Source organism: Blautia sp. AF14-40 (assembly GCF_003479665.1).
In the GTDB taxonomy this organism is placed as follows: Bacteria; Bacillota; Clostridia; order Lachnospirales; family Lachnospiraceae; genus Fusicatenibacter; species Fusicatenibacter saccharivorans.
In genome coordinates this window covers 21,118-43,152 of record NZ_QUHK01000024.1, presented here as the reverse complement: position 1 = coordinate 43,152, position 22,035 = coordinate 21,118, and the positions used below count along the sequence as shown (strand labels likewise).

20 protein-coding genes and 1 pseudogene are annotated in these 22,035 nt (G+C 51.8%); 4 read left to right on the top strand and 17 right to left on the bottom strand.

Annotation, left to right across the window (positions count from 1 at the left end; genetic code table 11):
• Positions 1-1,144 (top strand): ABC-ATPase domain-containing protein (locus DWW13_RS14535; RefSeq protein ID WP_199674860.1); only part of this gene is annotated, 1,144 nt, incomplete at its 5' end.
• 109 nt (positions 1,145-1,253) lie between these two features.
• On the opposite strand, the gene DWW13_RS14530 is transcribed toward DWW13_RS14535, so the two are convergent.
• From DWW13_RS14530 to DWW13_RS14500, 7 genes are all read right to left on the bottom strand, one after another.
• On the bottom strand, positions 1,254-2,663 hold the full coding sequence (locus DWW13_RS14530; protein WP_118720420.1) for a Sapep family Mn(2+)-dependent dipeptidase: 1,410 nt from the start codon (positions 2,661-2,663) through the stop codon (positions 1,254-1,256).
• Positions 2,664-2,770: 107 nt separating this feature from the next.
• Positions 2,771-4,333 (bottom strand): ABC transporter substrate-binding protein, encoded by a 1,563-nt coding sequence (locus tag DWW13_RS14525; protein WP_118720418.1) that lies wholly within the window; start codon positions 4,331-4,333, stop codon positions 2,771-2,773.
• 71 nt (positions 4,334-4,404) lie between these two features.
• Entirely contained in the window at positions 4,405-5,172 is a 768-nt protein-coding gene (locus tag DWW13_RS14520; protein WP_243026157.1) for an ABC transporter ATP-binding protein, read from the bottom strand.
• Complete coding sequence (locus tag DWW13_RS14515) at positions 5,165-6,001, bottom strand: ABC transporter ATP-binding protein (RefSeq protein WP_118640453.1); 837 nt, start codon at positions 5,999-6,001, stop codon at positions 5,165-5,167. Before DWW13_RS14515 ends, DWW13_RS14520 begins: the two co-directional genes overlap by 8 nt.
• Positions 6,002-6,037: 36 nt before the next feature.
• Positions 6,038-6,844 carry a nickel transporter permease gene (nikC, locus tag DWW13_RS14510; protein WP_118640452.1) on the bottom strand — a complete coding sequence of 269 codons (807 nt, stop codon included), beginning with the start codon at positions 6,842-6,844 and terminating at the stop codon, positions 6,038-6,040.
• Complete coding sequence (locus DWW13_RS14505; RefSeq protein ID WP_118720416.1) at positions 6,841-7,782, bottom strand: ABC transporter permease; 942 nt, start codon at positions 7,780-7,782, stop codon at positions 6,841-6,843. The genes nikC and DWW13_RS14505 overlap by 4 nt, the downstream gene beginning before the upstream one ends.
• A 10-nt stretch (positions 7,783-7,792) precedes the next feature.
• On the bottom strand, positions 7,793-9,454 hold the full coding sequence (locus DWW13_RS14500; RefSeq protein ID WP_117761975.1) for a class I SAM-dependent methyltransferase: 1,662 nt from the start codon (positions 9,452-9,454) through the stop codon (positions 7,793-7,795).
• A 144-nt stretch (positions 9,455-9,598) separates the two neighbouring features.
• On the opposite strand from DWW13_RS14500, the pseudogene DWW13_RS20200 reads away from it, so the two are divergent.
• Positions 9,599-9,754 (top strand): annotated as a pseudogene (locus DWW13_RS20200) (electron transfer flavoprotein subunit beta); the annotation flags it as partial.
• Positions 9,755-9,874: 120 nt separating this feature from the next.
• Here DWW13_RS20200 and DWW13_RS14490 read toward each other — a convergent pair.
• From DWW13_RS14490 to DWW13_RS14475, 4 genes are all read right to left on the bottom strand, one after another.
• Entirely contained in the window at positions 9,875-11,149 is a 1,275-nt protein-coding gene (locus DWW13_RS14490; RefSeq protein ID WP_118699997.1) for a transglutaminase domain-containing protein, read from the bottom strand.
• Positions 11,046-11,837 carry an N-acetylmuramoyl-L-alanine amidase gene (locus tag DWW13_RS14485; protein WP_330410121.1) on the bottom strand — a complete coding sequence of 264 codons (792 nt, stop codon included), beginning with the start codon at positions 11,835-11,837 and terminating at the stop codon, positions 11,046-11,048. Before DWW13_RS14485 ends, DWW13_RS14490 begins: the two co-directional genes overlap by 104 nt.
• An 82-nt stretch (positions 11,838-11,919) precedes the next feature.
• Positions 11,920-12,936, bottom strand: a complete 1,017-nt coding sequence (locus DWW13_RS14480; protein WP_118720414.1) for a hypothetical protein — start codon at positions 12,934-12,936, stop codon at positions 11,920-11,922.
• A gap of 60 nt (positions 12,937-12,996) precedes the next feature.
• Positions 12,997-14,697, bottom strand: a complete 1,701-nt coding sequence (locus DWW13_RS14475; protein ID WP_158565888.1) for a glycosyl hydrolase family 18 protein — start codon at positions 14,695-14,697, stop codon at positions 12,997-12,999.
• Between the two features lie 695 nt (positions 14,698-15,392).
• On the opposite strand from DWW13_RS14475, the gene DWW13_RS14470 reads away from it, so the two are divergent.
• Positions 15,393-16,142, top strand: coding sequence for an adaptor protein MecA (locus DWW13_RS14470; RefSeq protein WP_055220132.1), 750 nt, complete (start codon positions 15,393-15,395; stop codon positions 16,140-16,142).
• A 68-nt stretch (positions 16,143-16,210) separates the two neighbouring features.
• On the opposite strand, the gene DWW13_RS14465 is transcribed toward DWW13_RS14470, so the two are convergent.
• Complete coding sequence (locus DWW13_RS14465) at positions 16,211-16,381, bottom strand: DUF362 domain-containing protein (protein WP_022461616.1); 171 nt, start codon at positions 16,379-16,381, stop codon at positions 16,211-16,213.
• Between the two features lie 206 nt (positions 16,382-16,587).
• Between DWW13_RS14465 and DWW13_RS14460 the strand changes: the two genes are divergently transcribed.
• Entirely contained in the window at positions 16,588-16,791 is a 204-nt protein-coding gene (locus tag DWW13_RS14460) for a DUF1858 domain-containing protein (protein ID WP_022461615.1), read from the top strand.
• Positions 16,792-16,854: 63 nt separating this feature from the next.
• On the opposite strand, the gene DWW13_RS14455 is transcribed toward DWW13_RS14460, so the two are convergent.
• The 5 genes from DWW13_RS14455 to rpsR all read right to left on the bottom strand — a co-directional run bounded on the left by DWW13_RS14455 (position 16,855) and on the right by rpsR (position 22,021).
• Positions 16,855-17,451 (bottom strand): MerR family transcriptional regulator, encoded by a 597-nt coding sequence (locus tag DWW13_RS14455; RefSeq protein WP_055220134.1) that lies wholly within the window; start codon positions 17,449-17,451, stop codon positions 16,855-16,857.
• Positions 17,452-17,750: 299 nt separating this feature from the next.
• On the bottom strand, positions 17,751-19,085 hold the full coding sequence (dnaB, locus tag DWW13_RS14450; protein WP_022461614.1) for a replicative DNA helicase: 1,335 nt from the start codon (positions 19,083-19,085) through the stop codon (positions 17,751-17,753).
• 4 nt (positions 19,086-19,089) lie between these two features.
• Entirely contained in the window at positions 19,090-19,536 is a 447-nt protein-coding gene (gene rplI, locus DWW13_RS14445) for a 50S ribosomal protein L9 (RefSeq protein ID WP_118659358.1), read from the bottom strand.
• A gap of 1 nt (position 19,537) precedes the next feature.
• The gene (locus DWW13_RS14440; protein WP_117802327.1) at positions 19,538-21,583 is read right to left on the bottom strand and encodes a DHH family phosphoesterase; all 2,046 of its coding nucleotides are present in this window, start codon (positions 21,581-21,583) and stop codon (positions 19,538-19,540) included.
• Between the two features lie 189 nt (positions 21,584-21,772).
• A complete protein-coding gene (rpsR, locus tag DWW13_RS14435; RefSeq protein ID WP_022461611.1) occupies positions 21,773-22,021 on the bottom strand; it encodes a 30S ribosomal protein S18 in 249 nt (82 codons plus the stop codon).
• Positions 22,022-22,035 lie beyond the last annotated feature (14 nt).

Genomic DNA, 22,035 nt, shown 5'->3' with positions numbered 1-22,035 from the left:
TTTTTATTATTTCACTTGTCTACCTAGAAGGGAGCATATCATCATCGCCGACGGCTCCATTCTCCCGCGCGAGACCGGTGTTTCCGATCTGCCGATGAAGCACGCCGTTCCGTTTACCTCACCGGAATCCCTGCGCGTTACCCTCGATCTTCCAAACCGCGGACCTGTTTCCGGCATGGGAATTCCACTCGGTGTCACACTGATCGTAGGCGGAGGCTTCCACGGAAAATCTACCCTTCTGCAGGCTCTTGAGCGCGGCGTATACAACCACATCGCCGGGGACGGCCGTGAATATGTCATCACCGATGCAAGCGCCGGAAAGCTCCGCTCCGAGGACTCCAGAAGCATCAGCAATGTCGATATCTCCCTCTTCATCCACGATCTTCCCGGAAAGAGCGACACCACCTCATTTTCGACTCCAGATGCCAGCGGAAGCACCTCGCAGGCCGCCAACGTGATCGAGGGCATCGAATCCGGCACGAGCCTCTTTCTGATTGATGAGGACACATCCGCCACCAACTTTATGGTGCGCGATGAGCTGATGCAGCGCGTCGTTGCCGACAGCGAGGAACCGATCACACCGTTTATCAGCCGCGTGCGGGATCTGTATGAGAAGCTCGGCATCTCGTCGGTTCTCGTTGCCGGAAGCTCCGGTTCTTACTTCCATGTGGCAGACACTGTCATTCAGATGAAAGAATACGTTCCTTATGACATTACGGATCGCGCAAAAACCACAGCCGCGGAATTTCCGCCGTTTACTGCCTCCATACGCCCTTTTTCCGTTCCAGCCTTTCACCGCTGCCCGCAGCCGGGTAAAGGCCTGACGGGAAGTGACCGCACGAAAGTCAAAGTGATGGGACGGGAATCCATCCTCATCAACAAATCTCTGACGGATCTGCGCGCCATGGAACAGCTCACGGACAGTGAACAGCTGAACGGGCTGGCTGCGCTTCTTTTAGAAGCAGCGGAGCACAAGATGGACGGTAAGAAAACACTGGTGCAGGTGGTGGATCTGCTGGAAAAACAGATGGATGAAAAAGGTCTTGCTTCTCTTCTCGCCCCGGGAAGGCCAGGCGATCTGGCACGGCCGAGACGGCAGGAAATCTTTGCATGCCTGAACCGGTGCAGGGAACTGCGGTTCTGAGAAAATTTGTAACAATTCAGAGCCATAAAAAATCTTCAGGCAAACCTTGTTCTTTTCAGAATCTATCGGTTTGGCTGAAGATCTTTTTTATCTTTTATTTTTCAATTATTTATTCCCCGCAGATCCGCAGAATCGCCTCCGCGAAGATCACAACGCATTCTTTCAGGCATTCGATTTCCACGAACTCGTCTGCTCCGTGCATACGGTTGTCGACTTCAAGGTCTGCGCATCCAAACGCAACGCCGTTTTTCAGATGATGCACATACGTTCCGCCGCCGATCGCAAATGGTTTGCCTGGTTTTCCAGTGACATCCGTGTAGCACTGCAGCAGGGTCTGGACAAACGGGCTGTCGGCCGGGACGTGGTGTGGTGGGAACATTCCGCTGCCTTCCATGGAGAAGCCGCCTTTTTTCATGTTCTGCCCGGCGGTATCGTACAGGTTTTCTTTTGTCGCGCAGATCGGGGCGCGGCAGTCGTAGGAACCGGTCAGGGTTTTGCCATCGTAGTTCATGAGGTCGAGGCTTAAGGTGAGCTCGCCGGACTCTTCATCTGACATGGCGACACCGAGGCCTGCGCCTTTGCCGTCGCCGTGCGGGTAAACTTTTGCAAGGAAACTGATGTCGTTTTTCAGTTCACTCTCTTCCATTCCAACGGATGCGAGAAGCTGCAGCAGTGCAGTCAGTGCGTTGTTACCCATTTCCGGGGTGGATGCGTGGGCAAAGGCACCGCAGGCGGTGATTTTTATATTGCCGTTTTCGGTGTCTTCCAGAACGAAGGAAACGCCGGTCTTCTGCTCAGTCTCGTCAGCGCAGGTTTTCAGGTCTTCTTTTGCCATGCCGGCAAGCTCTGCATATGCTTTGCCTGGTACAACGTTCAGTTTGGTGCCGGCCTGTAAGGATACGAGGCGCACGCCTGTCGTTCCGGCAGCGGATGTTTTTTCGAAGTGGCCGCGCATGCCGCCTTTTTCAATGTTGATGACCGGGAATTCGGCATCCGGTGAGAAGGTGCATGGTGCTTCCACTTCTTTCTTATAATAATATTCGAGGTCAGAGCTTCCACACTCCTCGTCGGAACCGAGGACAAGACGGACATTTTTCTTTAATGGGTAACCGAGTTCTTTGACAGCGCGCATTGCGTAGATAGCTGCGATCGCCGGTCCTTTGTCGTCTGCGGTTCCGCGGCCGAACATTTTTCCTTCTTTGATGAGCGGGGTGAATGGATCGGTCTCCTGCCAGCCTTCGCCTGCCGGTACGACATCGAGATGGGCGAGAATATCAAGGCCCTTTTCTTCCTGATTAAAGTCAGCTGCAATCGCGTAGTTGTCGTAGTTGGTTACGGCAAAGCCGTATTTTTCCAGAATTTCGATTCCCTGCGCCAGTGCTTCTGCCGCCGGTGCGCCGAATGGTTTGCCTGGCTCTGCCGCCTGTTTTTCGCTTGGAATCCGGATCAGGCTTTTCAGATCCTCGATCATTTCGGATTCGTGGTTTTCAATATATGTTCTCAATTCTTCTTTCCGCATCGTAACTTCTCCTTTTCTCTTCTCTGGCACCGTCGCAGTGCCGTTCTTTTCCTATCATAGCGCAGAAAGAGCAGAAAATCCACATTTTCTGCTCTTTTTCCAAATAATCATTTGTTTTTGTCCAAATTGACTGTAATTTCATAATAATCGCACGGATGCGCCGTAAGCCCCGTCACGCCCTCACCGGATACCATCGACATTTTGAGGTGTGATGCGAAGAAAAACATGTGGTCATCCAGCAGCGTCTGCGTCATCTCGATGGCCAGTTCGGTTCGTTTTTCGGTATCAAACTCGCCGCTTAACTGCTGCTCCAGCATCTCGAGTGTCTCACTGTAATAACCGCCGCGGTTCTTGGAGGAATCCTGCAGGCAGTGCGTTGTAAAGAAATACTCGGGATCGCCCGTCGGTGCGCTGACAAATGCGCTGACATAAACATCCCAGTTTCCTTTTTTCAGCAGTTCCAAATGATTTGCCGTGCACTGGATCTGTACTTCGATTCCGATTTTCTTCAGCGATGCCTGTGCACTCTCCGCGAGAAGCGGCAGTTCCTGGCGGCTCGGATACGTGAGCCAGCAGATGGTCAGGCGTTTTCCGTCTTTTTCCACGTAGCCGTCGCCGTCCTCATCGGTCCAGCCTGCTTCAGCCAGCAGTTCTCTGGAATACTCAAGATCATAGGACTCCTCCTGCACTTTGCTGTCGCCGAATGCAAAGTAAGAGGGGAACGGGCCTTCCGCCACGCTTCCGTTTCCTTCCATCAGCGTATTCACAAAGCCCTCCCGGTCGATCGCTCCGATGACTGCCTCGCGCACGCGGTCGTCCTGCAGCACCTCGGATGATCCGTTGAACTGTCCGAAGAAGGTACGCGACGTATCCGCCGAAGAAATCGTGTATGGTTCATCGCGGAACAGGATCAGATTGGAATATGGCAGGCCGTACGCCGCGTCGAGCTCGCCTGACTGTAACGCCATCGTCATCGTATCGCCGTCGCGGATCGTTTTTACTTCGATCCGGTCGAGCTTTGGCGTTCCGTTCCAGTAATTGTCATTTTTCACGAGCGTCAGTCCCTGATCCGTCTCCACCTGTACTGCGCGGTACGGGCCGGTTCCGGCGACATTGCCGTCATCCGTCACACCTGCCTGCATATCAATGATGCATCCATATGGGTCAGACAGATAATTCAGAAGCGCCGGGACAGGCTGTTCGGTGTGAATTGTTACGATCAGGCCGTCTGCCTTGATGCTCTCAATTTTCAGATCCCCGCGTGCACGGTCATGTACTGCGATCAGATCCTCGAGACATTCTTTGACCGCCTCTGCGTCGAGAGTGCGCCCACTCGTAAAGGAGATGCCTTCATGCAGTGTAATCCGCCATGTTGTATCGTCCACAATCTCATAGCTTTCTGCCAGCCATGGCTCGATCTCCATAGAATCGGAATAATGAAACAGCGTCTCACCGATCCCATAGCGGATACACGCCCAGCCGGAATAGCCGTTGTGCGGGTTGACATCGGACTCGTCGTTTTCGGCGTTGAATGTCGTGTCGCCGTATACGAAAACTTTTTCATCTGTACCATCTGCCGCTGTGCTCTGACAACCAGAAAACAGTACCACCGCCAGAATGCCGCACAAAACATATGCAATTTTTTTCCTTCTGCCGTTCTTTCTCTGCATTCTGTACTTCTCCTGTTTTCGCAAATGGCACCACCATTTCCGCTGTCTGATTTTCTGTTTCAACAGTTTTCTCACAGACTATACTCCATCAACAGTTTCGTATATTCCTCTTTCGGGTACTCCAATACCTCCCGCGTCTCCCCCTGCTCCACGATTTTTCCCTGCCGCATGACAATCACACGGCTGCAGAGTTCCCGCACCAGCGCAAGGTCGTGGCCGATCCACAGCATCGCAAGTCCTTCTTCCCGCTGCAGTTTTTTCAGCAGTTGAACGATCTGCGCCTGTACCGCCGCATCGAGCGCACTCGTTGCCTCGTCGCAGATCAGAAGAGACGGCTGCACAGCAAGAGCCCGCGCAATTGCGGCTCTCTGGCACTCTCCGCCGCTCGTCTCGCGGGGATAGCGCATCGCCGTTTCCGAACTAAGTTCCACTTTTTTCAGCAGCTCCGGCAGATGAAGACACGCCTCTTTCCGGCTCATTCCCTGATTCCGAAAAGCTTCCAGAATCCCGGTTTCGAGCGTCTGCATTGGATCGAAGGAATCCTGCGGGATCTGGAATACCATCTGTATTTTCCGGTAAACTTCGCGCTGCCGCCTGCCTTTTCTTCCGAGGATTTCCTCGCCTTCCAACAGAACGCTGCCTGCATCCGCCTGGACCAATCCGGTGATCAGACGGGCCGTCGTGCTTTTTCCGCATCCGCTCTCCCCGATCAGGCCAAGACATTCCCCCGCATCCAGTGTGAAGCTGATGCCGTCCACGGCGGCAAATTCCGTTTCCCGGCCGGTTCCAGCAAAGTTTTTGCTTAAGTTGTTTACTTCCAGCATGTTATGATTATGCATCGTTCTTCCCTCTTCCCGGCACAGCCGCAAGGAGATTTTTTGTATATTCATCCTTGGGGTGATCGAAAACCGTCCTTGTCTCCCCCTGCTCCACGATGTTTCCATCCTTCAAAACAGCAACCCGGTCTGCCATCTGCTCGAGAACCGCAAGATTGTGCGTCACCAGCACCATCCCCGTCTGCTCTTTCTGCTGCAACGCCTGAAGCTCCCGCAGCACCTGCGCCTGCGAAACCACATCGAGTGCACTCGTCGGCTCGTCCGCCAGAAGAAGCGACGGATGCAGCAGCATTGCGAGCGCAATCCCGACGCGCTGGTTCATGCCGCCGGAGAGCGACGATGGATAGCTGTTCCAGATCGTCTCGCCATCCGAAAGCCCCATATCCGCAAATCGCTGGAGCGTCATATCTTTGATTTCTCTGCGGCTTTTTCTGCCAGACATTCCCCCAGAAATCGGGGTGATGAATCCGCAGCGTTTCTCATGGGCGCGCACGCTTTCACAGATCTGTGCTCCGATTTTCCGGGTCGGACAGAGTGATGCCCCTGTATTCTGGAAAATCATACCAATTTCTGAACCGCACAGACTCCGCAGCTTCTTTTCGGACATGCCCGTCAGCTCCTCTCCGCGAAATGTGATCTGCCCGCCGGTGATGGAACCATTCTTTCCCATCAGCCGCAGGATCGCTCGCAGCAAGGTACTTTTTCCACTGCCCGACTCCCCGGCGATGCCGACGGTTTCTCCTTTTTCGACGGAAAAACAGATGTTATTTAAAATTTGCTCCCCTTCATAACAGACAGAAAGGCCGCTGATTTCCAGCAGTTTTTCGCTCATGTTTTTGCTCCCTTTGTTTCCATTTTCGTTTGCCCCTTATCCCTGATCCACCGTTTTCCGTACCGCCTCACCAAGCAGATTGCAGACAAGAACGGTCAGAAAAATCGCCAGTCCCGGCGCCAGAATGACCCAGGGCGCGGTCTGCAGCATACTTCTTCCGTTGCTCATCATCGCTCCCCACTCCGCCGACGGCGCTTCCGCACCAAGGCCGAGGAAGGACAGACCTGCGATTTCCAGCATCATCGTTCCGATATCGAGCACCGCTGTGACAATCGTCTGCCCCGCAAGATTCGGCAGAATATGGCGTCCGATCATCTTCCATGTTCCGTTTCCTGTAAGGCGCGCCGCCGCGATGAACGGCATGTGTTTCAATGCCAGCACACGGTTCCGCGCAAGCCGTGCATATTTCGGCCAGGAAACAAGGATCAGCGACACAACGGCTCCCGTCATGCCGCTCTGCAGAACGCCGGAAAATGCGATTGCAAATACCATACCCGGAAAGGCCAGAAAAATATCGGAGATCTGCATCAGAACCGTATCCGTTTTGCCTTCCAGCCAGCCGCTGAAAATTCCGGCGAGTGTTCCGATCAGAGCGCTTGCCGCAACGACAAGAAGTGCTGAAAAAATGCTGACCCGCGCGCCGGAGAGAATCCTTGAAAACAGATCTCTTCCATAGCGGTCCGTCCCCATCCAGTGCGCCGCGGACGGCGGAAGAAGGGACAGTTCCAGATTCTGCTCATACGGATCGTACGGTGTCAGATGGGCCGCACACGCGGCAAACAGCAGTAGCGCACCGGCGAGGATGCCATAAAAAAGGATCTTTCTTTTCTGTTCTTTTTTCATCGCATTCCCTCCAACTTCGCCCGCGGGTCCAGTGCACCCATCATCAGATCAGCAATGAGATGCAGCAGCAGATAGATCGCCGCCATCCACACCAGATATGCCTGAATCACGGGAATATCGTGCATGGAAACGGCATCCACGGCCATTTTTCCGACACCATTCCACATGAAAATCGTCTCAACGATGGCGGTTCCTCCAAGCAGCGAACCGGCGGATAAGAATAGCAGCGTGACCATCCGAAGCAGCACGGATTTTAATACATTTCCGAGCAGAATCCGGTTTTCACTTAACCCACGTGCCCGTGCACCCGCCACGTACTCCTGCTCCAGCTCTGCAAGCACGGCAGAACGCACCTGACGGGTGTATTTTGCCGTCATCGAAACCGCAAGCGTCGCCGCCGGAAGCACACAGCTTTTCCATCCCTTTCCCATACTGAGAACCGGAAAAAGATTCCATTTCAGCGAAAAGAAATACAAGAGAAGAAGTGCAGTGAAAAACCCCGGAAACGAATTACCTGCAAAGCAGAACAGGCTGATACCGCGGTCCGCCCACGTATTCTGATATTTTGCACTTAAGATACCGAGCGGAAACGAAAGACAGACCGTCATGGCAAGCGCCAGCGCCGCAAGTGCAATCGTTGCGGGCAGTTTTTCGCAGAAGCTTACAAGCACCGGTTTGCCGGAAACGTACGACTCCCCGAAGTCACCGCGCAGGGCGTTTTTCAGCCATTGCAGGTACTGGACAGCTTTCGGCTCATTCAGTCCCAGCTCCTCCCGCATCGCTTCTTTTTCCGCCTCCGACATCACGCCGCCACTGCTGCTCTCTTTTAAATCCACCGCATCGACCGAGGAAAGTCCCGTCAGCAGAAAAGCGAGAATCGTCACGCCGAGGAATACCGGAATCAGGCGAAGCAGTCGTTTTAACAAATATTTTTTCACAAATACTCCTTTACTGCTTCACGGCACAAATCGAAAACATCGGTGCCGGGTTATAGAACTCGTCTTTTTCCAGATAAATGCGTTTTCCAAGGCTCGTATCAATGCGGATTTCTCCCGCTGTGTTTTCGCACAGCACCGCCACATCGTACGCCGGCCGGTTTTTGCGGCTGATCGGGAGCTGTGATTTGATCCGTTCGCACTCTTCGAGCATCTCGTTTCCAACCTTGAAATGGGCATGCGCCTCCGGAAGTCCCTTCGTATCGGCAACATCTTCTTTTCCGTAATTGGCATCGAAGTTCAGCAGCACACCGCCCGTTTTCAGCACACGCATCCACTCGCCGTAAGCATGCTCCGCATTCGGCAGCGTCCACGTCAGGTTTCGGGAAATGACAACATCGAACGTTTCATCCGCAAACATCGGATTTTCCGCGTCCATGACCTGGAAGCAGCAGTCGGCATTCTCTTCTTCGGCGAGCTGGATCGCATTCTCAATCATCTCTGGTGTCAGGTCGATGCCGAAGACCTCGTGGCCCTCTTTTGCCAGCAGGATCGAGAAAAATCCGGCTCCGCAGCCCACATCAAGGATCTTTAACCGTCTTCCCGCCGGGATCTGTTTTTCAATCTCTTTCATCCAGCGCTTCGCAATCGGGTTTGCAAGTTCGGAGCGTCTCTGCTCTAAAAAGTTCTCGCTCCGCTTCTCCCAGTAATGGACAATCTGCTCTTTGCGGTCGTCGTACTCCGGCTCGCGCACAATTCTTCCGTAAGCAACGACAGGGCCCCCTTCTGTTACCATATCGCCCGGTTTTGCCGCCGGATACCAGAGGCCGTCTTCGGAAACCCCCTGATATTTTTCGCCGCGGCGGACGGTCACATCACCAAGCTGGAAGGGCTGCTCTGCGCTTTTTTCCGCGCGCACCAGAAACATCGGTGTCGATGCATAGTTCAGTCTCTCTTCCTCGCTCCAGACGCGCTTCCAGATTTCGGAATCGGTCTGGATGGAACAGACGCCGAGGGATTCGAGCACCTTCGTATCCCACGCCGGCCGTTCCATCGCAGAGAGCGGCACCTGACGCGCAATGTTTTCCATGCGGTCAATGTCCGTGCACAGATAATGGTCGTCGAGCTGCTGCTCTTCCACTTTCTTCCGGTCTGCCTCGTACGCTTCTTTTTTCTCCTCGTCATAGAGATAACCGTACCAGTTCGCATCAAAATTGAGCAACACGCCGCCCGGTTTCAGGACACGCATCCACTCTTGGTATGCCTGCTCCGGCTTTTCCAGATTCCAGGTCAGATTTCTGGAAATGACAACATCAAAGGTCTCATCCGCAAACTCCAGATTCTGTGCATCCATCCGCTGCAGCGTCACGCGCTCCAGACCGTATTTCGTATATTTTCCCAGATTCTCTTTCGCCTTTTCCAGCATCTCCTCCGTGTAGTCAACAGCCGCCACCGTATAACCTGCCTCCGACAAAATCATCGGGAAGAATCCCGGGCCGGTTCCGATATCGAGAATCTTCATCTCTTCTTTCTTTTTCTCTGGAAACTGCTCCTCTAATACATGCAGCCACGCTTCTCTCTGGCTTCCCGCCAGTTCTTTTTCATTGACCTCAGAATACCCCTCCGCACGGGTTCCCCAGTAGGAGGCAATTTCCTGTAATAATTCCTGTTCCATATCTTCCGCTTCTTTCTTCTTTTTCTTAACTTTCCCGGCGCGGTCGTTCTCCAACCGCTCAAATATCCCTTTACTCTACCAAAAATCGGCCTTTTTCACAAGCCCCCACGGGGGATATTCTTAACGCCGGCGCAGGGTATTCAGGTGATCGGCGGCGCGGATCTGATTATCTGCGGACGTCAGACAACCGACGGCGATACCGCGCAGGTCGGCCCTTTGATTGCGAAACATCTGACGATCCCGCATGCCGCCTGGGTCGCAGAGGTTACCGATGTCACGGATCATTCCATCACCGTCCGTCAGGATCTTGTGAGTGTTTCCCAGGTTTCCGAACTCCCTTATTCGTGCCTGATTACCATCGAGTTTCTCGAGCGCGAGCTGATCGACATTTTGTTTCCGGATATTTTTAAAGGAGAACCGTCATTCACTCGGTTCTCCTTTATATTGCCAGAATACCATCAGCTTTCTTGTCGCCGTATCCTCACTGTATGTATATTTTACGGACCCGAGTCCGTAATAGCTGCAAAGATAGCCGGAAGCCTTATCGAGAAGCTCCGGTCGGGCTTCCATGACCTGCGCCATCAGATCATCGGTGGCAAATTTAAATTCGGAATACTCTTTTGTCTCTTCAATATCCGTCTCCATTTCCCACAGAATCTGCGTCGCATCAAATGTATCCATGTACCGGCCGATCTGGCGGTAATACTCGAGGTCATCTGCATTGCACGCCGGGAGCGGCAGATTCGCATCCGCCTGATGCGTGTCCGAAAATTCCGCATCGGAAACGCAGAGAAAATCGTAGTAGATCAGGTCGTCCGGCAGATTGTACTCGCCGCTCTCGCCCTCTGCGAATACCGGATCGCCCCAGGTTACATCGACGTTGTAATAATTGTCTCCACACTTTACGATATTCCAGCCGTGCGCCTCGCCGGTGTCTGTCGTTCCCGTCACATAAATGACCGGGATGTCCAGGCGGTTCATCAGATACTGGAACGTTCTGGCATAGCCTGCGCAGACCGTCTGTCTGTTCACAAGTCCGCTGTAGAGTGTCTGATTCTCCGGCGCATCTTTCACATAATCAATCTGCCGGATACATTTTTCAAAGACAGCCTTGATCTTCCCATAGTCATCCATCGAACGGTCGATATCACTTAAGAAATCATTTCCCGCCCCTTTGACCTGGGTCTGGCGTCCTGTAATCTCCTCCGCAGGAATCGTGTATTCTGGAACTACCTCGCAGTAGTTCTTCGGCTCGCCGTATCCCGTGACATGTGATGCTCCGTTGATCCAGCAGTACTCCGGGTAATCCATATAGACCCATCCATAAACCTCCGCCGTCACATCGGGATCGCCGCCTTTTGTGATGATGGTTTCCTGGTGTTCCGCGATTCCCTGCACCAGTTCGCGGTAAATCATCTGTCTGTTTTCATCGAGCTGGCTGTAATAATACCGCTTCGCCAGCTCCTCCTCATCTGTATTTTCCGCCTGAAACTGTGTTGCGCCATTTTCTGACAGACCATTGTTTTCGTCTGCCGTCTGTGAAGCAGTGCTGCTGTCCGCTCCGTTTCCGTTCTGCGCGGGATCGCTCTCATCAAATTCTCCGAATACCAGATAAGCCGCCAGCAGGGCAAGCATAAGCGGAAGCAGCGCCCGCAGCGGTCTCTTCCGTCTTCGTCTGTGTCTTCTCTTTGCCATTCTTCTTTTCTCCCAGATACGTTAAAACGCCGTCACACAGTGCATCCGCCACCTTTTTCTGGTACTCCTTTGTGTTCAGGAGCGCTTCCTCCTCCGGATTTGAGAGGAATCCGCACTCGCAGATCACCAGCACTGCGTCTGTCTTCTTCAGCATGTAATACGTTTTGTTTCCCTTGGCTTTCCTGTGATTCGCCGGATCGAGCCCCGCGACCAGTGCAGCCTGCATGCAGAGCGCCAGTTTTTCGCCTTCTTTTGAATCCGTATAATAAAACACCTGCGCCCCTTTGACCGCCGCATCCGGGTAGCTGTTCTGGTGAATGCTGATCACACAGTCCGGCTTTTTTTTATGAATCAGCTGCACGCGCCGCTGCAGATCCTGCACTTTCGCATTCACGGCTCCCGGATCGGAGAGATCATCCTCCCCTTCCCGCGTCATCACCACAAGGATTCCCTGCTTTTCCAGCTTCTTTTTCAGCAGACGGGCAATCGCAAGGTTGATGTCCTTTTCTTTGACACCGTTTGCCCCGATTTTGCCGGGATCGTCGCCGCCGTGGCCGCTGTCCAGCACCACTACTTTTGTGGCTGCCTTCTGTGCTGCCACCAGCCGTGCGCCCTCGCGGGACAGAACATACGCCGCCGAAAGCAGAATCACCGCCATCAGCCATTCCAGTTTTTTCCCTTTTTCCAAATGAAAAGCCCCCTGCTGCAAATTTCCTTTCTTGGTCATTTTATGCAGCAGCGGGGCAGGTTACAACTCTTATTGCTTCCGGTTACTCTTCCTCATCTTCTTCATCATGCGCGCGATTCGGGATTTCATCCTCTTCTTCGTCGTTGTCATCATCGAGATAATCCGGCTCATTTTCGAGATCGATGACTGCAGAATTTTCGACGATTTCGTCTTCTTCCTCTGCTTCTTCTGCGGTATCTTCACGGTCTGGCTCTGCGGCTGTTTCTTTTGCCTCTCCGGGAAAGATACTTTTTACCGGATCTTTCATGAAGGTTTCCACTTCCGATGCAGAACGTTTCATCTCCTCACGCATTTTTTCGATGCCGGCAAAAGCCTCCTCAAAAATTCTGCGGTTCTTCTCGAGTACACTTGTCATGGTTTCCATCTCGGCGTAAATCTTCTGGTATCTGGTGTTGGCTTTCTGCAGTTCCGCGTCCATATGGCTCTGGATTTCTTCTGCTTCGGCCTGCAGTTTTTCTTCATAAACAGCAGCCAGTTCCTCGCCCTTCTGACGTGCGCTCTCTACCATGTATTCGCACTGTTCCTTCGTCTCGCGGCGCTGCTTTGCACAGGATTCCTTTGTCTCTTCCTGCTGTTTCCGGCAGGACTCGTTTGTCTCCTCTCTCTTTTTGCAGCACGCCTCATCCGTTTCCTCCGTTTTCTCGCGGCAGGACTCGTCCGTTTCTTCGGTTTTCCGGCGGCAGGCTTCCTCGGTCTCTTCTTTTAGCTTTCTGCAGCTCTCCTCTGTTTCCTGTGTCAGTTTTTTCGCTTTCACCTGTGCCTCAAACACAAGGCCGCTGATGCTGTCATAATTGTCGATATAGCTCTGGTATTTCTCATGAATGTTTTTTTCGAGCTCCTCGATTTTATCCTCACGCTCGCGGATCTTGCGGTTCAGCTTCTCGATTTCCTGCTCGTTTTCCTCGATCTTCGCTTCCAGTTTCTTCTGAGCGGCATACGCCTGATCTTTCAGGTTCTGCACTTTCGTCATGACATCGTCCTTATCGAAACCGCCCATCAGCGTTGTTTTAAATAATTCTTCGTGATTGTTTTCTGACATGTATACTCCTCCTTCGTGCCCGGGCTTTTATCATTCCCCTTATCCTTCCCGGACTCCTCGTCAACTGTTTGTTTCAATATATTCTGAAATCAGACTCCAGATGTCTGCGCGCTCGAATCCGAGCTTCCACTCTGCCACTCCGGCGAGATCGGCGCTTTGGATCACTTTCAGTTTTTCCTCCATGGACTGCTCATCCTCCATCCAGATCGTGTATCTGGCATCGGAAGTTTCTACCGTTGCCACATTCTGGCCAAGGGATGCATCCCAGGTTTCTGTCATCTGATTCTCTTTTGCATAGTTTTTGGCGCCATCCATGCCCAGCACCTCGCTGGTAATGGCGCTCTGTCCGAACTTTTCCGTCCAGACACGGGTATAAAACGGGATTCCGCAGATCACCTGATCGGCAGGCATCACCCGCGTCATCTCCTCCACGGCCTGCTGTACGAACGGGAGGGATGAAACAGAGCCTGCCTCCTCGCTTCCCGCGAAATGCTCGTCATAGGCCATGACAATCATATAGTCCACAAATCTTGCCTGCTCGCCGCGCTGATAATACATCGTGTAAGCCTGCGGTACCGGCGTATCGACCGACACCACAAGATTCTGTGCATGCGCCGCGCTCGTCAGTTCCCGCAGAAACTGCAGGTAATGCGGGATTCCGGCCTCTTTCAGATTCTCGAAATCCACGTTGATGCCGTCCATGCCGCACGATGCTGCCTCGGCGAGCAGCTGCTCAATGATTCTGCTGCGCACGGATGCGTAGGCAAGATCGGTTGTTTCGTCAAATGCTTCATTAAAGTTATCAATCAATCCCCAGACTTCCCGTCCCGCTTCATGCGCCAGTTTCACGTAATCGGCGCTCGCAAGGCTGGAAATCGTACCGGTTTCGTCTGTCACGGAAAACCAGGTCGGTGAAATCACGTTCACGCCGGTCATTTCTGCTGTCATCTCTGCCATCGCGTCGTTCGACTCGGTCGATGTGCTCTGATGCCAGACCAGATTGATTTTGTGATCCCGTGTAATTCTTTCATAGGAATCTTTCTTTGCCGTCCGCGCTTCGATGGCCTCCGGCTCGGAGATATCCTCTGTCTGGATGTATCCGGTATAGCCGTCCGCCGTCATGACTTTGCACCAGTTGTCCAGATTTTCCAGATACAGCAGGGTGTCACCCTTCTGTACATCCGCAAGAATCAGACTCTTGATGCCGCCTTTCTGGCGCACCTGCGCGGTGTCTGACTGTACCGTCGCCTGCTCCACGCCGTCCCATTCATTCCGGATTACAACACGATTGGGATCGCTGTAATATGCATAGTCGAGATCTGTGTATTCTTTTACGACATCCAGCGAAATGTAAACCGTTCCGTCGCTCTCCTGCTGTACGGCAGGCTGTCCGCCCGGTGTTTTGGCAATGGCCGCATCGCCCGGAAGCAGTGTCTGCACGCCGCCGCTCGTTGTAAGCAGGATTCCTTTTGTTTCTTCATCCCAGTAGAAGCAGCTGTTCAGCTGGGATTCTACATATGTGTACGCCGCATACGGCTCTCCTCCGATAAGGACGGCCTGCTCTTCCAGAAGTTCTCCGTTCTGGATCAGCGCAACGCTGTTTTCGTCTGTCAGGTTAAAATATTCGTTCCCGGCCATGTATTCGGTTCCGGGTTTATATCGGTTTATCAAAAATGAAACAACGCCTGCTGCACCGACTAGCACGATCAAAATCAGTACGACCAGTACCGGCGCTGCTTTTTTCTTCTGTTGCTCCTTCATGTGTTCTTTTCCCCTTTTCTTCTCTCTGAAGATCTCCCCACTTGCGCCCATTATAACAAAAAAAATACCCAATAGCAACCGTTATGCGCAAGGGAACCGCATGCGAGTCAGAAAGTATCGTTACAGTTCACTGGTTCCCAGCGAACTGTAACATTCGCAGCCCTCATTTAAAGTTTTGCTTTGCAAAAGGAGGGCTGCTCACACCTGAATCATGTTCTTACGCAGCGAAACAGCAGGTGTTTCACTGCTGATTGAACAGTAACGAAAGTATCGTTGCTTTTTGCTATTGGGTATTTTTCAGAAAATCTGTTTAAAAAGTTTTGTCGATTGTTTGTTTCATGGCTTATTTGCAGTTGTGACGTACAAAAAAGAAAGCCCCATCGATCCGTATGAAATACTTTTGTTTTTAGTTTCAATGATCATGTTTCACGGGGACGCCTTCTTATCCGATCCGTTTTTTCTGTGCCTGCTTCTGGCCGGAGTATGCACCCTCCGGGCAGAAGCAAAGGTTTCCCCAACTCCTATTATACTTCAAGCCGGGGGAATTACAAATAAAGTTTGTCCCTTCATTTCTGAAAAAATTATGCGAAATGTAAAAAAAATCTTAAGTTCTTTACTTCTTTCCGTGATGTGTTATACTATATTGTAAGCAGCCCTATTTATATAAGTAAAGAGTAATTAAGGACGTGAGAGTTATGAAAATAGAAAAAATCAATGATAACAAGATCCGCTGCACACTGACCAGCGCCGATCTTGCCGAAAGAAATTTAAAGCTCAGCGAACTGGCTTACGGCACGGAAAAGGCCCGCAGCCTGTTTCAGGATATGATGCTTGAAGCCAACCAGCAGTTCGGCTTCAATGTGGATAATGCCCCGCTCATGGTCGAGGCCGTTCCGGTGGCTCCGGACAGCATTGTCCTCATTATCACCAGAGTCGAGGATCCACAGGAGCTCGACACCCGCTTCGCCAAATTTGCTCCATCCGGCGACGATACGGACGGACCGGAACCGGTACAGTATTCCGGCGCGGACGACATCATCGACCTGTTCCACAAGCTCTGCGATGTGAAGAACAAGGCACAGGAAATCGCAAAGAAAGCGGCACAGAAGGAAAACGAAAAAGAGCCTGCAGCATCCGAGGAAAAGAATGTGGATCTGGTACGCACCTTCCACTTCTCAACCCTCGACGATGTCATCAGCTCCGCAAAAGCGCTGAACCAGTATTTTACCGGCAGCAATTCCCTCTATAAGAACAGGGCAGATGCCAACTATCAGCTCGTTCTGCACCAGTCCGGCTGCAAACCGGAGGAATTCAACAAGGTCTGCAACATTCTTTCCGAGTACGGCAGACAGGAATCCTTCTCCCTGGCCGCTGAAGCATTTCTGCTGGAACATGGAAATGCAATGGTAAAAGAGAATGCTCTGCAGGAGCTGGCTTCTCTGTAAGTTTTGAAACGTATGTATAAAAAAAGGAAGTCCGCGAAGGACTTCCTTTTTTGTACGTTCCGTACAAATTACTCTTCTGTGATAGCCTCGGTTGGACATACGCTTGCGCATGTTCCGCACTCAACGCATACATCCGGGTTGATTTCGTAATGGGAATCTCCCTCAGCGATAGCCTCTACTGGACATTCTCCAGCGCAGGTTCCGCAGCTTACACATTCGTCTGTGATTACATATGCCATGATCTTATCCTCCTTGTAGATTTTTTGGCCCTTTCGGTACTATCCACATTGTAAACGATTGCCCCCTGAAATACAAGTACAAAATTATAAACATTCTATAATCTTATGAATTTGTTCTTGCATTCCCCCCGGGGGTACGCTATAATCAAAATAGCCGTCAAAATCGGAACGACGGGTATATACACATTTAAAGGAGGAACTTTAAGATGGCAAAGATCTCGAAAGACATGACAATCGGCGAGTTAATCGCAATGGATACAAATATCATCGGAATCCTGATGGGAGCCGGCATGCACTGCATCGGCTGCCCTTCTGCACAGGGTGAGTCCCTGGAAGAAGCAGCTATGGTTCACGGCCTGGACGCTCAGGTTCTGGAAGACCAGATCAACGATTATCTGGCTGCAAAATAAGCCGGATTTCCGCGTAGTTCCAAAAAGAACGCCTCTCACAGGCGTTCTTTTTTTCTGTCCGATTTACCCATTGTTCCGATGGCCCCGTTTTGCTTTCGTCCGTTTTCCTTTCTGCTCCAGCGTCGCCGCTGCTTCTCTCCGGCTCTGCTGGTGGCGGCGGATCGCCTCATCCACACGGCGGCTCCGCTCTTCCTGGCGCCGCTTCTGTATCATCTGATCGAGCAGACGGCCGAGCACGCGGTAAAACTCCGTCTGACGCTCCTCCTCTTCCTGCCGCATCACAGTGTCCGCCAGCTGTTCTGCTTCCCGCTCGGGCAGAAGATCGACAACCACCTCCGGCACTTCGTCCGCTTTTCCCGGTATTGCCGGATCCGGCTTCTCCTTTGCCGTCTCTGCCGCTTCCGCCGGAAACGCTTTGATCTCCGCCGTTGCCTGCACCAGCTTCGGCATCAGCTCGCGGATCGCTTTCAGGTGAAGCCCCTTTTTCTTCAGTTCCCGGATTCCCAGAAAAATCTGAATGTCCTGCGCAGTATAGCAGCGGTGTCCCAGCGAATTGCGGTGGATTTCCATGCCGAGCTCGTCCTCCCAGTACCGGAGCACATGCGCTTTCTCCCCGGTCAGCTTCTCCGCCTCCGTGACCAGATACGTTCTATTTTCCATACGGCAGCCACTCCCTTCTTCCCTTTATTATAGGATCTGTTATCCCCTGCCGCAAGAAAATCTCATCGTAATATTCCGACAAATTCATACAATTATACACAAAAAACGTGCCGCAGGACTATCCCACGACACGTTCTGACACCATACTATTCAGAGCCCCATCTCGATTCCGCTACGCTACATCTCGATGTGGCTTCTCGCCATATGAAATTGAGGGGAAAAGTGCTCATTCATGCAAGCATGAGTCGCACTTTTCCCCTCAATTTCGCATGGCTCTGAATAGTTACAAATATTTTCTTTTATCTCTCTGCATTCGCAAATTTCGTATAATCCGGCAGCCAGACCAGATTGACGGTTCCGATCGGGCCGTTTCGCTGTTTGGCGATGATGATTTCCGCGATTCCCTTATTCTCGGAATCCTTATTATAGTAATCATCTCGATAGATAAACATAACAACGTCGGCATCCTGCTCGATCGCTCCCGACTCACGCAGGTCGGAAAGCATCGGACGGTGGTCGGTACGCTGCTCAACAGCCCGGGAAAGCTGGGACAGTGCAACAACCGGCACATTCAGCTCTCTCGCGAGTGCTTTTAAGGAACGGCTGATATCCGAAATCTCCTGCTGACGCGATTCCGAGGAGCTCTTTCCGCTTCCCGACATCAGCTGCAGGTAGTCAATGATGATGATATCAAGACCGTGCTCCAGCTTGTATTTGCGGCATTTCGACCGCATCTCTCCGATCGAGATACCAGGTGTATCGTCGATCATCAGTCGGGATTCACCGATCATGCCGGCGCTCTCGATCAGCTTGCTCCATTCGTCGTCTTTCAGGTTTCCGGTTCTCAGATGCTGGGAATCTACTTTCGACTCCATCGAGAGCAGACGGTTCATCAGCTGCTCCCGCGACATCTCGAGACTGAAAATCGCAACGGCTTTGTCTTTCTTAAACGCCATATACTGCGCAATATTGAGGACAAACGCCGTTTTACCCATAGACGGACGTGCCGCAATCAGGATAAAGTCAGAGTTCTGCAGACCCGATGTCTTGTAGTCCAGATCCGTGAATCCGGTCGGAATACCCGTGACATTTCCCTTCGTCTTCGATGCACGCTCGATGTTCTCCAGCGTATTGATGACAACCTGGCGGATCGGCATGAAGTCTCCGGAATTCCGCTGGCCCAATAACTGGAACATCTTCTTTTCCGTCTCCTCCATGATGACTTCCACCGGCTCTTTGTTCAGATAGCAGTCATTCTCAATCTCTTCTGTCAGCTTAATGAGACGGCGCAGCACCGCTTTCTCGCTGACGATGTTCGCATAATGGCGCACATTCGCCGAAGTCGGCACCGCATTTAAAAGATCGCGGACAAACTCCATCGAACTGATCTCCGGCGGAACATCCTTTTCACGCAGGCGGTTCTGCAGGGTGACCAGATCGACCGGTTTTCCCTCATTGAACAGCTCCACCATGGCATCAAAAATGACGCCGTACTGGTGCTGGTAAAAATCGTCGCTCGTCAGGATTTCCGATGCTGCCATGATGGCTTCGCGTCCCATCAGCATGGAACCGATGACCGACTGCTCCGCCTCGATGCTGTGCGGAAGGATTCGTTTAATCAGTGCTTCTTCCATAGAATTATGCTTCTTTTACGATAACTTTCAGCTTTGCAGTTACTTTGGTATGCAGGCGGATCGGCACTTCTGTCGTTCCGAGAACCTTGATCGGGTTCGGAAGCTGCATTTTCTTTTTGTCAATGTCGTATCCAAGCTGTTCTTTGGCTGCTTCTGCAATTTCTTTTGCCGATACACTTCCGAATACTTTTCCGCCTTCACCGACTTTGATGGCTACGGTAACCTGTTTTTCCTCGATCTCTTTTGCGAAAGCCTGTGCCTCGGCAAGCTGCTCTGCTGCCACTTTGTCCTCGTGTGCTTTCTGCAGTTTCAGTTCATTCAGGTTCTTTGCGGTTGCCTCGATGCCAAGCTTTTTCGGCAGAAGCATGTTTCTTGCATATCCGTCACTTACGTTTACAGTCTGTCCTTTTTTACCAAGTGCTTTTACGTCTTCCAGTAAGATAACTTTCATATCAGATTTCTCCTCCATCCTGCATTTCTGTTAAGGTTGATTTTAGGAGGCTGCGCGCCCCCTCCAGATCGACGGTCTCAAGCTGGCATCCTGCCATATTCAGATGACCGCCGCCGCCCATCCGCTCCATGATGATCTGTACATTGACCTCATCAATCGCGCGGGCGCTGATATAGATCACGCCTTTATACTCGGTCAGTACAAAGGACGCCTTGACACCGACAATGTTCAGCAGCTCGTTCGCCGCCTGTGCTCCGACCACCGTCGGGCTGTCCACATAGTCGCTCGGGCATTCGGAAATCGCGAACTGGCCGCGGAACAGCTCCGCATTGCGGATCGTCTCTCCTCTTGCCTTGTAATCGTTCATATCCTCACGGAACAGCTTGCGCACACGCGTCACATCCGCACCGCAGCGGCGCAGGAACGCTGCCGCCTCGAACGTGCGGACACCTGTTTTCTGCATAAAGTTGTCGGTATCGATCATGATGCCGGCATAGATGCTATCCGCCTCCACGTTCCGGATGCGGATTCCTTCGGTAAAATACTGGAGAATCTCGGCAACCATCTCGCTCGCGGATGATGCATACGGCTCAATATAGGAAAGCACCGAGTTGCGGATCGTATCGCTTCCCTGCCGGTGATGATCCAGCACGACAATCATTTTCGCCATGTACAGCAGATCCTCACACTGTGTGATGCTCGGTTTGTTCGTATCGACCACAACGAGCAGCGTGTTGTCGTCCATGATCTCTTTCGCCTCATGGTTGTTGACAAACATGTCCGCCTCATAATCCTGGTTGTCGCGGAACGTATTCATCAGCGGAATGATCGAGCTGGTCGGGTTGTCGATGACGATGTACGCTTTTTTATTCAGCGTTTTCGCCGCACGGTAGATACCGATGGCCGCACCGAACGAATCGGCATCCGGCAGGCGGTGTCCCATGACAACGACCTTCTCTTTCGTGTTCATAAATTCTTTCAGCGCGTGCGCCTTGACGCGGGCTTTGACTCTCGTATTCTTTTCCACAGCCTGCGTTTTTCCGCCGAAATACTGAATCTTCGAACCGTCCTTTAAAACGACCTGATCGCCGCCCCGGCCAAGAGCCAGGTCGATCGCGATTTTCGCATACTCGGAGTTTTTCGCAAACGATCCAGCATCTGCTCCGATACCCATACTGATTGTGACCGCCATCTCGTTTCCGATGTTGATGGTCTTGACGTCCTCGAGGATATCGAACTTTTTCTCTTTCAGTTCATTTAACGAACTCCGGCGCATGACCACGATGTATTTGTCGTTCTCATACCGCTTCACCAGTCCATCGAGATCGTTGAAATATTTGTTGATCTTTCGCTCGACCAGTGCGGTCAGAAGGGAACGGCGGACCTCCTCGACGCTCTCCAGCGCCTCGTCGTAGTTGTCCAGATACAGAAGACCGGTGACCATCGTTTCGTCCTCGAATTTCCGCATATACTCGCGGAGCTCCGTCTCATCGAACAGATACAGTGCCTGAATAAAATAGCCTTTGATATCTGTGTTGATCATCTCCGAATTCTGGATCAGCTCGTCGATGCAGACGCTTTTTACATGGGCACGGAAATTCTTTTCGCCGTAAGCCACGTTGATGTCGGTCTCCTCCTCATTTTTCGGCAGCCGCTCGACCGTCAGCTCCGGAAAAATGGTGGCGATACATTTATGATACTGTGTATCCTTCCCTGTGATTTTTGTAAACTCTTTGTTGACCCAGAGAAGTTTTCCCTGCGAATCCATAACGGCATAGGGCAGCGCCAGTTCCTGGATCAGATGCTTCTGAACCTGGCCGTATTCGGTCGCAAAGGTAATCAGCTCGTTGATCACCTGCGGACGCTGTCTGTAATAGAGAACTGCGGCTGCGATCACATAGACTGCAAAAAACAGCGTGAACCACATTCCTGCCATCACATCCACAAAATACATGCCGATATTCATCACAAGCATCAGGATGGACAAAATCAGCGGCCATCGAAGATAGCTCCGCAATTGGCCGCTCAACTTCATTTTGCTTTTCATTTCCTAACACCTTTCCAACGTTGCGTGTTGTATTTCACTCCTGTCCTTCCGATTATACCACTTTGACCTGTACTTTGGCAACAAGATACTTCTGGATACAAAAAAGGTACCCGCCCTTTTCGGGCAGATACCTCCATTTATTTACCGATTCAAAATGAACGTTCGGACAGTGCTTAGCGCAAGTCAGAATCAATCATCTACGTACGGCATAATAGCCATATGTCTTGCTCTCTTAACGGCTACTGTTACTGCTCTCTGATGTTTTGCGCAGGTTCCAGTTACACGTCTCGGCAGGATTTTACCACGCTCGGATACATATTTTTTCAGTTTAGCTGCATCCTTGTAGCTGATCTCTTCTCCACCACAGAAAACACAAACTTTTCTTCTTCTGCGGGCCGGTCTTCTGGAAGCTGGTCTTTCACTATTATTATAAGCCATGATCAATCTCTCCT